Here is a 16,167-nt window from a genome sequence, read left to right on the forward strand (position 1 = left end):
ATGAAAACAGCTTTAAAAATAACAGCATCAGTGATTGCGGGCTACTTGTCGGTATGTCCGCTTTTGGCCCAGCAAAGCCCTCAGCAGCCCTGGAATGGGAAAATAGGGAAGACTTTGCAGGAATCGACGCCATTCAAAATCGAGTATAATAAAAAGGCCCCAAAAGGCGCGCCTAATGTGGTCTGGATACTGATCGACGATGCCGGTTTTGGAGCTACTACGGCATTTGGAGGCCTGGTAGAAACGCCGAATATTGAAAAACTGGCTAACCAGGGTTTACGGTTTACCAATTTTCATACGACCGCCATTTGTTCTCCTACCCGAGCTGCATTGCTGACAGGAAGAAATCACCACTCGGCGCACGTAGGTTTGCTTACGCCTGCGGCAATCGATTTTCCGGGTTACGACACTTACATTCCTTTCGAAAAAGCTACTGCTGCAGAAGTTTTGCGTGAAAACGGGTACAGCACATTTGCATTGGGTAAATGGCATTTGACCCCGGTAACGGAAAACTCACAGGCTGGCCCATTCAACCGCTGGCCTACAGGACGAGGTTTTGACCATTATTACGGATTCCTGCCGGGCGCGACGGACCAGTGGCATCCGGAATTGTGGGAGGATGCGACCAAACTGGACATTGAACCGAATACAAAACATTTGAATGAATTGCTGGCGGACAAAGCCATTAAATACATTGCCAATCAAAAGTCTGTGGATGCAGAAAAACCATTTTTCCTGTACCTGGCCACTGGTGCGACACATTCACCGCATCAGGTTTCGAAAGAATGGATCGACAAATACAAAGGAAAATTTGACCTCGGCTGGGACAAGTACCGCGAGATTGTCATCGAAAAACAGAAAAAATTAGGCATTATTCCTCAGAATGCAGCGCTGCCGGAGCGCAATCCAGGCGTGAAAGAATGGGCCAATTTATCCGAAAAAGAGAAGAAAGCGTACGCACATTTCATGGAAGTGTACGCAGCATTTTATTCCTATACAGATTATGAAATTGGCCGGATCGTCAACTATCTGGATCAGATCGATCAGCTGGATAATACTTTGATTGCGGTGATTTTGGGTGATAATGGGGCTAGTAAAGGCGGAACTCAGCATGGTACTACCAATCAGCAGATCAACAGATTGCAACGCGAAGCGCGCATTGATGCGATTCTGAATGCGAGTGATTTGATCGGTACAGATGAGTCGAGCACGGACTATCCGATCGGCTGGGCAGCGGCTGCAAATACGCCTTTCCGCTACTGGAAAGCCGACGCTAATACGGAGGGAGGTACTAGAAATCCTATGGTTTTGTATTATCCAAAAGGCATTAAAGACAAGGGCGGAATTCGCAATCAATACGGGCATGTTATTGATATTCTGCCTACTACATTGGAAATCATCAAAGGTGAATCGCCGAAACTGATCAATGGCTATAAGCAGGAACCGATTGAAGGGACGAGCCTGGCTTATGCGATCGACAATGCTAAGGCACCGTCGAAACATACAGTCCAGTACTATGAAATTGCGGGAGCGCTTTCGATTTACAAGGATGGCTGGAAAGCTTCACGCGGCCACGATGTATGGGAAGGTTTAGAGGCCGGGACAGGTAAGGCTGATCCATCGGGCGCCAAAGTGGATTTCAGCAGGGATGTGTGGCAACTTTACAATCTGAATGAAGATTTCAACGAGCGCAATAATCTCGCCGAGAAAAACCCCGCCAAGCTGAAAGAATTGCAAGCGGTTTTCGACCAGGAAGCAAAGAAATACAATGTGTATCCATTGAAGGATTTCACGGCGCACGATATGCCGGCCGGAAGAACAGTATATGGTAAAATGCCCAACATTACCCTGTTTCCAGGTGTCGACAACCTGGTAGGTGTGAGCAGTCCGCTTTACGACGGGCGCTCTTTTACCGTCAATGCGGAGGCTGAGATCATTTCAGGGGAGGAGGAAGGCGTTTTGTTTGCGGTTGGCGGTGATAAAAGCGGTATCAGTCTTTTTGTAAAAGACGGCAAATTCCACTACACGCATAAAACGGCGAAGGATGTTTTCAATGTCGTTTCGACTACCTCAATCCCGAAAGGAAAAGTGAATTTCAAGCTGGTTTACGAACATTCAGGTCCGGCGGAAGCAGGTAAATCGGTGGGTAAGGAAACGGTTTATTTGAATGATGAAAAAATAGGAGAGAGAAGTTTCACAGCTGCACAGGCGCAGGTGCAGGGGCCGAGGAATATTGACGGGACGGATGTAGGAAGAGATCAGAAAAATGCGGTTTCGGACCAGTATAAGGCGCCATTTGCGTTTACGGGGAGGCTGAGGAAAGTTACGATTAAATACGACTAGGGAAAAACAGGAGACTTCTCCGGAGTCCAACGGAATCTCAAAAAAATATGATGTACAATTTCTGGCTCGGTAGTAGCCTCCTGTATCAATGAACTAATGCGCATAACATGTCCCGGCGCCTTAGGAGCCTCCTTTAATCGAATTTAAACGTTTTTTGATGTGAATTATAAAATCGTAAAACCCCTGTTTTTTGTTGTCACACTGCTGATGGCATTCCAATCTTTCGCCCAGAAAAAGCCAAACGTGATCGTCATTCTCGCCGACGACCTCGGTTACGCTGACCTGGGTTGCTATGGAAGCGAAATTGAGTTCATGAGTTTATAAGTTAATGAGTGATGACTGAATTTGACTAATACTGACGACAAATGACCAAACCTGACAACTTTATGACTCTAACGAAACAATTCAAAAACTACCTGACTGTCCTGTTATGGATCAGTGCATTAATCCCGGTTCTCGCTCAAAAAAAATCGCCGAACATCGTCCTGATTCTTGCTGATGATATGGGTAAGGAATGCATTGGCGCCTATGGTAGTACTTATAAAACGCCGAACATTGATAGGCTGGCGAAAGGCGGATTGAAGTTTAACTATGGTTTCTCGCAGCCACTGTGTACCCCTTCCCGCGTGCAGATCATGACTGGGAAATACAATTACAAAAACTATTCGCAGTTTGGTCACTTGAATCAGGATCAAAAAACCTTTGCACATTTGGCAAAAGAAGCAGGTTACGCTACTGCAATCGCGGGAAAATGGCAGCTTGGGGCTAACAATAAATTGCCAAAGCATTTCGGATTTGACCAGTATTGCTTGTGGCAGCTGGATAAGCCCAGACGTGACGGTGAACGATATGCAAAGCCATTGATCGACAAGGATGGGGAGATCTTAAAAACAACTGACGATGACTACGGCCCGGATATTTTCGTGAATTATATGCTCGATTTTATCGAAAAAAATAAAGATGGAAAATTTCTGGCCTACTACCCAATGGCATTGGTACACGACCCATTTCCGCCAACTCCCGACAGCAAAAGCTGGAAGTCTGATCCGGCGGGACGACACAAAAGCGACACGCTGAATTTCCGTGATATGGTTACCTACTCGGATAAAAATGTAGGCAAAATCATTCAGAAGCTGAAAGATCTCGGTATTTACGAAAATACGATCATCATTTTTACCGGAGATAATGGTACTGGAAAAGCGATTGCTACGACGATGAAGGACGGGAGTACGGTGAAAGGCGGAAAAGGAACGACAATGGACCGTGGGCACCATGTTCCGCTGATCGTAAATTGGGGCAGTGGGAAATACAAAATCCACGAAACGGATAATCTGATCGATTTTACGGATATTTTACCGACCATTGCGGATGCCATACATGCCCAAGTGCCCAAAGAATGGAATACAGACGGGCGCAGCTTTCTGCCGCAGATCCGAGGTGAAAAGGGTACGCCGCGTGACTGGATATTTTCGCATTACCAGCCTATTCACTCAGAAGCTGCCAACAAGCATTCCGCTCGTTTTATCAGGGACCGACATTATAAATTGTATTCCGATGGCCGGTTCTACGATCTGGTAAAAGACATTGAAGAGAAAAGCGCTGTTCCTGCCGGGAAAGCCGGTGCGGAAGGTGAGAAAAGACGCAAGGTTTTTGCAGCAGAACTGGCCAAGCTTCCGGCCTGGAAATTCGGCGATCCTGGTGTAGCGAAAGTGATTTTGCCAGGTTTGGAGCCCAATCCGGCATTTGCGGAAAAGGGCGATTAAATACAATGATGCCCAATAATTCCGGGAATGGGATTGACAAACAGGGAACCCCGCCAGGGTTCAAAAATCAAATTACAACGCTTTTCTAGAAACAGGCGGTTCCTCCGGAGCCAGATACCGCGGAGCGGTACCCTGTTACTAGGAAAACCGATAGTGCATATTTTTGGCTCCGGAGGAGCCTCCTGTTTTTATATTTTAACAAATAGCAATGAAACTAAAACACCTGTTATTCTCGGCGCTTACATTGGTTGTCGCCGGGTATTCCGAAACCTCTGCGCAAGATTCCAAACCCAAATACAACGTTCTCTTCATCGCCGTCGATGACATGAATGATTGGATTGGGCCATTTGAAGGCTACCCGGGCATTAAAACACCCAATATTGACAAGCTTGCCAAAAAAGGAGTGGTGTTCAAAAAGGCCTATTGCTCGGCTCCTGCCTGTAACCCGTCACGCGCCAGTTTGCTGACCGGTGTCCGTCCGTCGACGTCAGGCGTTTACCACAACAATCAGCCCTGGCGGCCTGTTTTGAAGGATGCGGTGACTTTGCCACAATATTTTACGGCTAATGGATACGATGTGAAAGGGGCCGGCAAGATCTTCCATAACTCTTACAATGACAATGCTTCGTGGCCGGTTTATTTCGATGTACCCAAATCTCCTGAGCCACCCAAAGTGCCGGTGAATGGTTTTGCGCATTTCGATTGGAGCCCCGTGGATGTGAAAGATGAGGATATGGGTGATTTCAAGGTAGTGAACCAGGGTATTGATTATTTTGGTAAAAAACACGACAAGCCCTTCTTTTTGGCGATCGGTCTGACGCGCCCGCATTTGCCTTGGTATGTGCCTCAAAAATATTACGATGAATATCCATTGGAGTCCATTAAGCTACCCAAAACGATTGCAAATGATCTGAGTGATGTGCCGGATGCGGGTGTTAAAATTGCCAAACCAGAAGGCGATCACAAGTTTATCGTCGACAACAAGCAGTGGGAAAAAGCGGTACAGGGTTACCTGGCAAGCATTACTTTTGCCGATGGACAAATAGGCCGGTTGCTGGATGCGCTGGAAAAAAGCGAGTATGCGAAAAATACGATCATTGTTTTCTTTGGAGACCATGGCTGGCACTTAGGTGAAAAAGAACATTGGAGAAAATTTGCATTGTGGGAAGAAGCTTCGCGTGTACCGTTGATCGTGTATGCGCCGGGACTTTCGAAGGACAATGCAATTTCGGAACGCACTGTGAATCTGATGGATATTTACCCAACATTGACGGAACTGTGTAATTTACCGGCCAAAAAGGGATTGGAAGGTAATAGCATTGTTCCCTTACTGAAAAACCCGGGTGCTGAATGGGATCATCCATCGGTTACAACGCATGGGCTTGGAAATCACGCAGTTCGCTCTGAAAAATGGCGCTATATACGCTACAATGATGGTTCTGAGGAACTATACGATCATGATAGCGATCCGCAGGAGTTTAAAAATTTGGCAAAAGATGCAAAATATGCGGCTGTGAAGGGAAAACTGGCAAAGTCATTGCCAACTGTGAACACGAAAGACGCTCCCACAGTCAAAGAAGGTAAGGAATAAATCAAACCACAAATGATGAAAAAGCACTTACTAATTGCAGCTTTTGCGCTTACTATCTCTGGTTTTACGGGATTATCTGTTCAAAGCCATGCAGGTCCGGGCGACTCCGGTCCCGGCGACAAGAATGCCAAGAAAAAATTGAATGTCCTGTTCATTGCCGTCGACGATCTGAATACGGATCTGGGCTGTTATGGAAACACATTCGTGAAGTCGCCGAACATTGACCGTCTTGCCAAAAGAGGCGTGAAATTCAGCAAAGCCTACACGCAGTTTCCATTGTGCAGCCCGAGCCGCTCGTCGTTACTGACAGGGCAGCGCCCCGATGTGACCAAAATTTACGAATTACAAACGCATTTCCGGAAAAACCTGCCCGACGTTGTCACATTGCCTCAGTTGTTCAAAAATAACGATTATTACAGTGCGAGGGTGGGCAAAATCTATCATTACGGCGTTCCCGGGCAGATCGGTACGGACGGATTGGATGACCCAATTTCCTGGGATCAAAAGGTGAATCCGAAGGGTAGGGACAAGACGGAAGAATCATTGATCAAAAACCTGACGCCCGATCGCGGACTCGGCAGCGCATTGGCCTGGCGCGCCACCGAAGGAACGGACGAGGAGCAGACTGATGGTATGGTGGCCAGCGAGGCGATCAAAATCATGACTGAAAAGAAAAATGAGCCATTTTTTCTCGCAGTGGGTTTTTACAGACCACATTCTCCATACCTAGCCCCGAAAAAGTATTTCGACCTGTATCCTGTTGACAAAGTACCTCTTCCAAAAGAACTGGAAAATGACCTGGACGACATTCCCGAAGCAGCATTGTTTACGAAGCCTGCGCATTGGGGACTTTCGGTGGCTGATAGGAAAGAGGCATTAAGAGCCTATTATGCCACTATTACTTTCATGGATGCGCAGGTAGGCAGGTTATTGGACGCTTTGGATAAATTGAAACTCACCGACAATACGGTGATCGTGCTTTGGAGTGATCACGGCTATAATGTGGGACAGCACGGACAATGGATGAAGCAGAGTCTTTTTGAAAATTCCGCGCATGTACCATTGATATTTTCAGTGCCTGGCGGTACCAAAGGCAAAGCTTCTGCCCGTACCGTGGAGTTACTGGACATTTACCCTACATTGGCTGAACTGTGTGGCCTTACTCCCAGTCAAAAACTACAAGGTAAAAGCCTTACTCCGCTACTAAAATCTCCGGATGCGATCTGGGACAAAGCTGCGTATACACAAGTGCGCCGCGGGCAAATTATGGGCAGGAGCGTGCGGACGGAACGGTTCCGGTACACAGAATGGGACGAGGGAAAAGCAGGCACGGAGCTGTATGATCATCAAAAAGATCCTAACGAGTTCGCAAATCTTGCGAAGGACAACAATTTTATCATTACAGTAAATGAGCTGTCTACTTTGCTTAAAAAGGGGTATCCAGCTGTTGATTAGTATTTTCTGAAAATGTTATTGAATATAAAAACTTCCCTCCGGTTATCAGTAATGGTCATTTTTGCCTTGCTGATAACCGGTTTTGCATTAGCCGGGCCAGGTCCCGCGCGCACCGGCAACCCTCAAAAAGCTGCAAAGCCGAATATCGTCATTATCATGGCCGACCAATGGAATGCCCAGTCACTGGGGTACGCCGGGAACAAGGATGTGAAAACACCGAACCTGGATCAGCTTGCGCAGCGAAGTGTTGTTTTTAAAACGGCTGTTTCGGTAATGCCGGTCTGCAGTCCGGCACGCGCAAGTTTGCTGACAGGCCAATATCCGTTGACGCACGGTGTGTTTTACAATGACCGTCCGCTTCGAAATGAAGCATTAACGATCGCCGAGATTTACAAAACCGCCGGATATGCGACTGGGTACATTGGCAAATGGCACGTGAATGGGCAGGAGAATTACGAAAAGCAATTCAGCGCGCGCAACCGGGCGGTACCGCAGGAGCGTCGGCAAGGCTTTGACTACTGGAAAGCAAGGGAGGTCACGCATGATTATAACAGCTCTTTTTATTTCGATGAAAACAATGTGAAGCACGACTGGCGGGGTTATGATGTTTTCCCGCAAACCGACAGCGCGATTAGTTTCATTGATAAAAACAAAGGCAACCCATTTTTGCTGGTCCTTTCCTGGGGGCCCCCGCACGACCCGTACCAGACTGCGCCTGAGGAGTATCGCAAATTGTATCAGCCTGATCGATTAACATTGAGGCCCAATGTTCCCGACTCGCTGAAAGCCAAAGCACGGAAGGATCTCGCTGGCTACTATGCACATTGTACTGCGTTGGATAAGTCGGCGGGAGATTTGCTGGCGGCTTTGAAACGGGCTGGCGTAGAGGAAAATACGATCGTGGTTTTTACTTCCGATCACGGCGATATGCTGTATTCGCACGGTAAAGTGCGAAAGCAAAAGCCCTGGGATGAATCCGTACTAGTACCGTTACTTGTACATTATCCGGCCGGGTTAGGTTTGAAGAAACGTGAGTTATCGATGCCTTTCAGCAACATTGATATTTTGCCCACATTGCTCGGAATGAGTGGAATGAAGATTCCGGCTTCGGTGGAAGGACAAAATTTTGCTGATGTTTTGGAAGGAAAAAAAACGCCAAAAGGTGACGAGGCGGCATTGATCCAGCTGCCGGTACCTTTTCATGAAAACAACTTTTTGAATGGTGGAAAAGAGTACCGGGCCATTCGTACGCAACAGTATACTTATGTCCGGGATTTGAATGGTCCGTGGCTGATGTATGATAATTTCAAAGATCCTTATCAGCTGAAAAACCTGATCGATCTGCCGCAATATGCCAGTACCCAGGCAAAATTGGAGCGGACTTTGAAAAGCAAGCTCATTGAAGCAAAAGACAAATTCCTGACTGCGGACGAATATATGCAGCAATGGAAATACCGTTACGATGGAAAAGATAGCACGCGCATCGCTGAGGGAAAATCCAAGGCGAAACGTCCGAATATCATTTTCCTGCTTACGGACGATCATCGCTGGGATGCTTTGGGCATGATGGGAAATAAAATCATTCAAACGCCGAACCTGGACGCACTGGCTAATCGTGGCATTTTGTTTAAAAAAGCCTATGTCACAACTGCCATCTGTATGGTTAGCCGGGCGAGTTTGCTGAGCGGCCAGTATATGTCGCGGCATCAGATCAATGATTTTAATACGGATTTTAAGAAAGAGGCATTGACGCAAACTTATCCTGCATTGCTCAAACACGCAGGGTATAAGCTCGGTTTTATCGGCAAATGGGGTATTGGTGTGCAAAATCAGCCAGATTCATTGTACGATTATTGGGCAGCTGCCAAGGAGGGTCAGCCGAAGTATGAGCTGGTGAACAAAAGCGGCAAAATCATTCATCACACGGATAGTGTGGGAAAGGACATTACGCAGTTTCTGGGCCAATTTGCCGGGAAGGAACCATTCTGTTTGGCAGTAAGTTTCAAAGCACCACACGAGCTCGACGGTAACCCGCCGACTTATCCGGTTCAGGAGCGTTTCAAGGATTTGTATAAAAATGTAAATATCCCTGATCCCGTAACTGCGGACCCAAAATATTGGAACTGTCATCCTGATTTTTTTAAAACAGAAGCGAACATCGGCCGCGACAGGTGGAAACCATTGCTGTCAACGCCTGAGCTCCGGGCCGAAACGACCAGAGATTATTACCGATTGATCACCGGTGTCGATGAAGTGGTAGGCAATTTGGTGGCTCAGTTGAAGCAGTTAAAAATTGACGAGAATACGATCATCATTTTCATGGGTGATAATGGTTTTTCCCTGGGAGAGCATGGTTTGGAGGGTAAATGGTTTGGTTTTGAAGAATCCATCCGGGTACCGCTGATCATTTCGGGAGGAGCATTGCCTGCTAACCTGCAACATACGCAGTCCAATAGCATCGCATTGAACATTGACGTCGCACCGACGATTTTGTCGCTGGCCGGGGTTTCGGTTCCTGGTTCAATGCAAGGACAAAATTTAATAAAGTCAATACGAAGCAAACCCGCTGCGAGGAAGGACTTTTTCTATGAACATACTTTCATGGGAAGTCCGCGGTTGCCGAAAGTAGAAGGGGTTGTGACGGGGGATTTTAAATATATAAAGTACATTGAACATGGATATGAGGAGCTGTACAATACGCTAAAAGATCCGCATGAGACTGTTAATCTGGCTGGAAATGGTGCGTATGCCGTGAAGCTGGCGGAGTTGCGGAAGCGGTATGAGGAGCTGCGAGTGGCGGTGCGATAGAAGTTAGAAGTTGAATTGATTAGAAAGCTTCATATTACGAACGCGGGCGAAATTTGAGGAATTTCGCCCGCGTTCAAATAACGAAGGCAAAATTTGCCCTCGTTACTCTACCATTAGCTCCACCCAAAAAAACAAATTTTCCCACTAGCTATTGCATTCTTAAAATTTATTACAATCTTTGTCTATCGAATTAGTAGATTTATAAAGAATGGAGGGAGAGGTTAGGCTCTTTGATCTTCTGGCAACCTAGGACTTTTTAAGGTGCCCCAACCTAATTCTAATGATAAATCTGAGCACCCAACCACCGGAGTAAGCAGAGTTAAAAAGTAAGTTTCCAGGGCGGCATTGACGTCCCGTAGGAATTTTTGTGGCTGTTTCCACCACTTTCGGTGTGGGTGACAGATGGTTTCAAATTTTTAAACTCCAAGTAAAAACAAATAACCAAATGAAAATCAAGAGATTATACTCCTATGCTATTGCAGCATTATCGCTAACATCTTTCAATGTAACAACCCAAGCCAAAGAGTTAAAGAACGGCATCTGGCGGGGTGTATTTAAAGTGGGAGAGACGGAGGTGCCATTCAATTTCGAGGTGAAAAATGGCGGTGGCGAGCAACCCGTTTTTACGGCAATCAATGGTGACCGTCGTGATGACTTTCAGGTAAAATACCTTTCCGGTGACTCTATCCAGGTTTCGCTTAACACTTTTGAAACTGCCTGGTTTGCGAAAATTCAGGACGACGGAAGTCTTACCGGCGTTCAGAAAAGCCTGGTACCAGGCAATGGTGGCCGGGTTTACTCATTTCAGGCGCAGCCGGGAAAAAGCTACCGGTTTGTAGAGCCAGGGAAAGAGGTAGCTCCTAAGGCGAATCTCTCTGGCAGATGGGTTGTGAAAATCCAGGGTAATGCTGCTGCTGGCGGCAAGCCAGTACTGGACCGTGTGGCGGTTTTTGAGCAAAAAGGAAACAAGCTGAATGGTATTATTCTCTCGGTTTCGGGCGACAGTCGCGAGCTGGAAGGCAGTGTGCAGGGCGATGAGTTTGTGCTTTCCGGGTTTACAGGTTCAAGTCCGGCGTATGTGAGGGGCAAAATTAATAGTGACAATTCAATAACCGGCGCCATCGGTGCCAGTGCCGATCCAATTCATTTTGAAGGAACGAAAGATGACAATGCGGCGCTTCCTGATGCTTATGCGCTTACATTCCTGAAACCAGGCTATGACAAATTTGATTTCACATTTCCTGATGTCAATGGCAAGCAAGTTTCGCTGAGCGACGAAAAATACAAAGGCAAAGTGGTCATTATCGAAATCATGGGAACATGGTGTCCCAATTGCATTGATCAGGTTACTTTTCTCGCGCCCTGGTTTAAAGAGAATAAAAGCAAAGGTGTAGAGGCGATCGGATTGGCATTTGAAGCCAAAGATGATCTGGCATTTGCCAAAAACACCTTGACCAAGCTCAAAAACCGCTACGACATCCAGTACGATCTGCTTTTTGCCGGAAAAGTAGGCGGTAATGTGGTAGCTGAAAAACTACCTGCTATCGACAAATTCCTTGCTTACCCGACCACGATCATTGTCGGTCGCGATGGTAAAGTGAAGGAAATTCATACGGGGTTCTCGGGAAAAGGCACCGGGAAATTTTACGACGACTATGTAAAAAAATGGAATGAGGATCTGGCAAAATTGATTGCAGAACCATTGCCATGATGTACGAAAAGGGTTTTGTCTGAAAATCAACCATCTAAGAATCGATCAACAACTGAAAAGACATGGAAATTTATTGTGACAACGCGGCTACAACAGCACTGGACCCTGAGGTGATCGAAGCAATCCTTCCCTTTCTGCAAAACCAGTACGGAAACCCGTCTTCCACCCACTGGGCCGGACGGAAAGTGAAAGAGGCGATTGACCAGGCACGGAAGACCATTGCCGGAATATTAGGAGCTGCTCCCGAGGAAATCTATTTTATGTCGGGCGCGACCGAGGCTAATAATCTAGCGATCACGGGTACGATCCATGCCTACGACATCAGCCACGTCATTACCAGTAAAATTGAACACAAAGCGGTGCTGCAAACCATTTTGCACCATGAAAAAGAAGGGGATATCGAAACGAGTTTTGTGAAGCTTGACGAACGCGGTAACGTGGATCTTTATCACCTCGAAAATCTGTTGAGAGCCAATCCACGCACGTTGATCAGCCTGATGCATGCGAATAATGAGATTGGTAACCTTACAGACATTCAAGCCATTAGTAAACTTGCTCAACGTTATAACGCTATTTTTCATACGGATACCACCCAGACAATCGGTAAGCAACGGTTTGATCTGAGCCAGTCGCCTATTGATTTTCTGGTGGGTTCCGCGCACAAATTCCACGGTCCAAAAGGTGTTGGTTTTATTTATATCAATAAAAAACACAGCATCAAGGCGCAGATTTTCGGAGGCGGCCAGGAACGTGGCCAGCGCGGTGGTACCGAGAATGTGATTGGCATTGTGGGACTTGCGAAAGCTCTTGAAATAGCCGACCGGGACCTGGAAGTGAATCAGAATAAGCTATGCAAATTGAAGCAATACATGGTATCGAAGCTGGCGATCAGCGGAATAGAAGGTATTTGTTACAATGGAGAAAGCCATTCACTCGAAAGCAGTCTGGTCAACATTCTCAATGTTTCATTTCCGTGCCTAACCATTGGCAGCCTGGTAACAAGCCTGGACAAAGCAGGGATAGCCGTTTCAGGCGGTAGTGCCTGTTCCAATCTAAGTAATGGCAGCTCCCACGTAATCAGCGCATTACCCTGCCAGAAAGACAAGGAAAATGTCCGTTTCTCATTCAGCAAATTCAACACTTTCGATGAGATCGACGAGATCCTGAAAGCGATCATCAAAACCTACCAGGCCGAACCTGTTTCTCAAACCAGAAAAGGCTGGCAGCAAATCGCCAGCTGGGCATAATTCACACACTTCTTTTGAAATACACTCAAGTCAAATTCCACATCCATGAAAAAAAATCTAGTTTATCTTTTTTTCCTGTTCAGTATTGCAAGCGTACATTCATCCCTCGCTCAGAACATTAACGTAACAGGCCGTGTCACTTCAAAAACCGACGGTGAAGCATTACCCGGTGTAACGATCCTCGTCAAGGGGACTTCAAAAGGCACGGCTACCAACGCCGAAGGCCAGTATTCCATTGAAACAGAATCCGGTTCAACATTGATATTTTCATTCATTGGCTTAAAATCCACGGAACTTACCATACCCGCAAACGGTAAGCTTGACGTGCAATTGGAAAGTGATGAAACCATTTTACAGGAAGTAGTAGTGACTGCATTGGGTATTGCCAAAGAGAAAAAATCACTTGGCTACGCGGTTCAGGAATTGCAAACCAAGGACCTGGCGGAAGCGAAAGAAGGTAACCTGGTGAATGCATTAGCCGGTAAGATCGCCGGGGTGAACATTACCAACAGCCAGGGAGGAATGGGTTCGTCGAGGATCGTAATCCGCGGGGAAACTTCCATTGCAGGTAACAATCAGCCGCTATTCGTGGTGGACGGGATTCCTGTCGACAACTCACAGCTGGGTGCTGGCGCCAATGGTTCGCGCGATTTTGCAAACGCCATTGCCGACATTAACCCAAATGATATCGAGTCGATCAGCGTTTTGAAAGGACCTAATTCTGCGGCACTTTATGGATCACGGGCATCGAATGGTGTTATTTTGATCAAAACCAAAAGCGGTAAGGGACAGAAAGGTTTGGGCGTAACCCTGAACTTTGGTTATTCTTCTGAAAAACTGTTGGTACTGCCTGAATATCAGAATACTTACGGACAGGGAACGGGCGGTGCTTTTTCTTATGTCAATGGTAAAGGCGGCGGTATCAATGATGCTACCGACGAAAGCTGGGGCCCGAAAATGGATGGCAGGCTGATCCCGCAATTCTTCTCGAATGGCGAAGCGGTTCCTTTCGTGGCACATCCTGACAATGTTAAGAACTTCTTTGAAACCGGCCATACTCGTACCACTGGGGTATCAGTCTCGGGTTCAAGCGATAAGATCGATTATCGGTTTTCCTTCAATAACAGCAAGCAAACGGGTGTTATTCCCAATACGGATATCTCCAAAAACTCATTCGGTGTCAACACGACATTTCGTTTGAATGACAAACTGACTTTGACAACAAGCGCGAACTTTGCCCGAAACAGTTCGGATAATTTACCCGGGACTTCGGGACGTGGTAGCAGCGTGATGTTACAGTTTCTCTGGTTCGGGAGACAAGTGGACACCGAATTGTTGAAGGATTACAACAAAGGCGGTTTCGATTACAACTGGAACCACAGCTATTACAGCAATCCATATTTGTTACAATATGAAAATACTGCTCAGCAACGTCGTGACCGTTTTTTCGGAAATGTGAATTTGTCCTACAAAATCACTGACTGGCTGACGGCTACGGTACGTACTGGTAACGATTACTATAATGACAAACGCAAGTTCAAAGTGGCCTATGGTACCAATGGAACGCCGTTTGGGTCATATACAGAGGATGGCTACACTGTCAACGAGAACAATACGGACTTCAATTTCAACTTCCATAAGGATCTAAGCAGTGATTTTGAATTGGACTGGCTGGTAGGAGGTAACCTGCGGAGCAATTTCAACGAACAGAACTTGCAGCAGGCTCCGAAGCTCGCGGTAGCAGGCTTGTACACATTGAATAACTCGCGTGACCCGCTGGTATCGTCTAATGTGCTCCGTAAGCAAAAGGTTTACAGTGCTTTCAGCTCGGCGCAGTTGGGTTTCAGAAATTATCTGTTCCTGAATTTAACCGCCAGAAACGACTGGTCGTCTACATTGCCGACGGGAGGTAATTCCTACTTCTATCCATCGATCAACGCGAGTTTTGTATTGACAGATGCATTTGATATCAAAAGCAATGTGCTGACATATGCGAAGTTACGCGGTGGCTGGGCTGAGGTGGGTAAGGACACGGATCCTTATCAATTGATCAATACCTATCCATTCAATCAACCATTCGGCAGCAGCCCGTTGACGACCGTTTCGGACGTTTTGCTGAGCTCTGACCTGAAACCGGAAATTACGAAATCGACTGAAATCGGTGCGGATGTCGCATTATTCAGAAACCGGGTGAGACTGGATGTGAGTTATTATAACACAGACAGTTATAACCAAATTTTGAAGGCAGATGTGAGCCCATCCACAGGATATAAGCAAAAATTGTTGAATGCAGGACACATTAACAATCGCGGTTTTGAAGCTATGCTGAATGTAAAGCCGATCCAGACAGCGTCCGGTTTCCGTTGGGATGTTGGCATCAATTATTCGAGGAACCGCAGTAAAGTTATTGCATTGGATGATGAAGGTTTCCTGAACGATTATAAATTGGGTACCAATGGTGTGACCGTTTATGCCAGCAAAGGGCTGGGTTATGGAGCATTGTTCGGTTCGGCTTTCGCCAGAAATGAAGCGGGTGAACAGATCATTGGCGCGACCGGAATTCCTACCAGGGACCCGAGCCTGAAAGTGCTGGGACACTACACTCCGAAATGGATTGGCGGTATTACTAACTCGTTTTCTTTCAAAGGATTCAATCTGAGTGTATTGATCGATACAAAACAAGGTGGCTCTATCTATTCCGCGACCAATGCAACAGGAAAATATACCGGTGTGCTGGTGCAAACCCTGGAAGGGCGCGACGCAGAACACGGTGGCATAACTTATTACTATCCAGGCAATAACAAGGCGGGCGTGGCAGTACAGTTGCCTAGTGGAACCAGTGCACCCACGGGAGCGATCGTCTACGATGACGGTATCATTGCCCCGGGCGTAACTGCGGACGGCAAGCCTAATGCGACCATAGTTTCTGCGGAGCGCTACTACAAAGGCGTTTACAGCAACAGTGCAGGGATCAATGAAGCGAGCGTTTTCGATGCTTCGTTTATCAAGCTGCGTGAGGTGAAGCTGGGTTACACCGTTCCACAGGGATTCGTTTCCAAATTCCAACTACAAAGTGTGATCTTTTCGGTTTACGGCAGAAATCTTGCATTCCTGCAACGGAAAGCGGATAATATCGATCCGGAAACGGCTTTCAGTACTGCCAATACTGGACAAGGACTGGAATCGCTTCAATTACCAACTACCAGCTCGTACGGGTTTAACATTCAGATTGGCTTTTAATATTAAAAT

General features: G+C 46.7%; 9 protein-coding genes and 1 riboswitch. All 9 genes read left to right on the forward strand.

Going from position 1 to position 16,167, the window contains the following annotated elements; genetic code table 11:
- The 9 genes from ABIO93_RS21175 (at position 1) to ABIO93_RS21215 (ending at position 16,158) form a co-directional block, all read left to right on the forward strand.
- Positions 1 to 2,343, forward strand: coding sequence for an arylsulfatase (locus ABIO93_RS21175; RefSeq protein ID WP_348071339.1), 2,343 nt, complete (start codon positions 1 to 3; stop codon positions 2,341 to 2,343).
- Between the two features lie 159 nt (positions 2,344 to 2,502).
- Complete coding sequence (locus ABIO93_RS21180) at positions 2,503 to 2,667, forward strand: hypothetical protein (protein WP_348071340.1); 165 nt, start codon at positions 2,503 to 2,505, stop codon at positions 2,665 to 2,667.
- A 62-nt stretch (positions 2,668 to 2,729) separates the two neighbouring features.
- The gene (locus ABIO93_RS21185) at positions 2,730 to 4,106 is read left to right on the forward strand and encodes a sulfatase-like hydrolase/transferase (protein WP_348071342.1); all 1,377 of its coding nucleotides are present in this window, start codon (positions 2,730 to 2,732) and stop codon (positions 4,104 to 4,106) included.
- 208 nt (positions 4,107 to 4,314) lie between these two features.
- Positions 4,315 to 5,697 (forward strand): sulfatase, encoded by a 1,383-nt coding sequence (locus ABIO93_RS21190; RefSeq protein WP_348071344.1) that lies wholly within the window; start codon positions 4,315 to 4,317, stop codon positions 5,695 to 5,697.
- A 12-nt stretch (positions 5,698 to 5,709) separates the two neighbouring features.
- The gene (locus tag ABIO93_RS21195) at positions 5,710 to 7,152 is read left to right on the forward strand and encodes a sulfatase (protein WP_348071346.1); all 1,443 of its coding nucleotides are present in this window, start codon (positions 5,710 to 5,712) and stop codon (positions 7,150 to 7,152) included.
- Positions 7,153 to 7,164: 12 nt separating this feature from the next.
- Positions 7,165 to 9,960, forward strand: coding sequence for a sulfatase-like hydrolase/transferase (locus ABIO93_RS21200; RefSeq protein ID WP_348071348.1), 2,796 nt, complete (start codon positions 7,165 to 7,167; stop codon positions 9,958 to 9,960).
- Between the two features lie 196 nt (positions 9,961 to 10,156).
- Positions 10,157 to 10,250: riboswitch (SAM riboswitch) on the forward strand.
- A 155-nt stretch (positions 10,251 to 10,405) separates the two neighbouring features.
- Positions 10,406 to 11,671: a TlpA disulfide reductase family protein gene (locus ABIO93_RS21205; protein ID WP_348071350.1), complete on the forward strand. Its 1,266-nt coding sequence runs from the start codon at positions 10,406 to 10,408 to the stop codon at positions 11,669 to 11,671.
- Positions 11,672 to 11,733: 62 nt separating this feature from the next.
- Positions 11,734 to 12,918, forward strand: a complete 1,185-nt coding sequence (locus ABIO93_RS21210) for a cysteine desulfurase family protein (protein ID WP_348071352.1) — start codon at positions 11,734 to 11,736, stop codon at positions 12,916 to 12,918.
- 45 nt (positions 12,919 to 12,963) lie between these two features.
- Entirely contained in the window at positions 12,964 to 16,158 is a 3,195-nt protein-coding gene (locus ABIO93_RS21215) for a SusC/RagA family TonB-linked outer membrane protein (RefSeq protein WP_348071354.1), read from the forward strand.
- The last annotated feature ends 9 nt before the right edge of the window (positions 16,159 to 16,167 follow it).

The organism is Dyadobacter sp., from assembly GCF_039919315.1.
Taxonomy (GTDB): domain Bacteria; phylum Bacteroidota; class Bacteroidia; order Cytophagales; family Spirosomataceae; genus Dyadobacter.

Coding starts and splice junctions, on each gene's coding strand:
- ABIO93_RS21175 (WP_348071339.1), top strand. CDS start 1: ATGAAAACAGCTTTAAAAATAACAGCATCAGTGATTGCGGGCTACTTG.
- ABIO93_RS21185 (WP_348071342.1), top strand. CDS start 2,730: ATGACTCTAACGAAACAATTCAAAAACTACCTGACTGTCCTGTTATGG.
- ABIO93_RS21190 (WP_348071344.1), top strand. CDS start 4,315: ATGAAACTAAAACACCTGTTATTCTCGGCGCTTACATTGGTTGTCGCC.
- ABIO93_RS21195 (WP_348071346.1), top strand. CDS start 5,710: ATGATGAAAAAGCACTTACTAATTGCAGCTTTTGCGCTTACTATCTCT.
- ABIO93_RS21200 (WP_348071348.1), top strand. CDS start 7,165: ATGTTATTGAATATAAAAACTTCCCTCCGGTTATCAGTAATGGTCATT.
- ABIO93_RS21205 (WP_348071350.1), top strand. CDS start 10,406: ATGAAAATCAAGAGATTATACTCCTATGCTATTGCAGCATTATCGCTA.
- ABIO93_RS21210 (WP_348071352.1), top strand. CDS start 11,734: ATGGAAATTTATTGTGACAACGCGGCTACAACAGCACTGGACCCTGAG.
- ABIO93_RS21215 (WP_348071354.1), top strand. CDS start 12,964: ATGAAAAAAAATCTAGTTTATCTTTTTTTCCTGTTCAGTATTGCAAGC.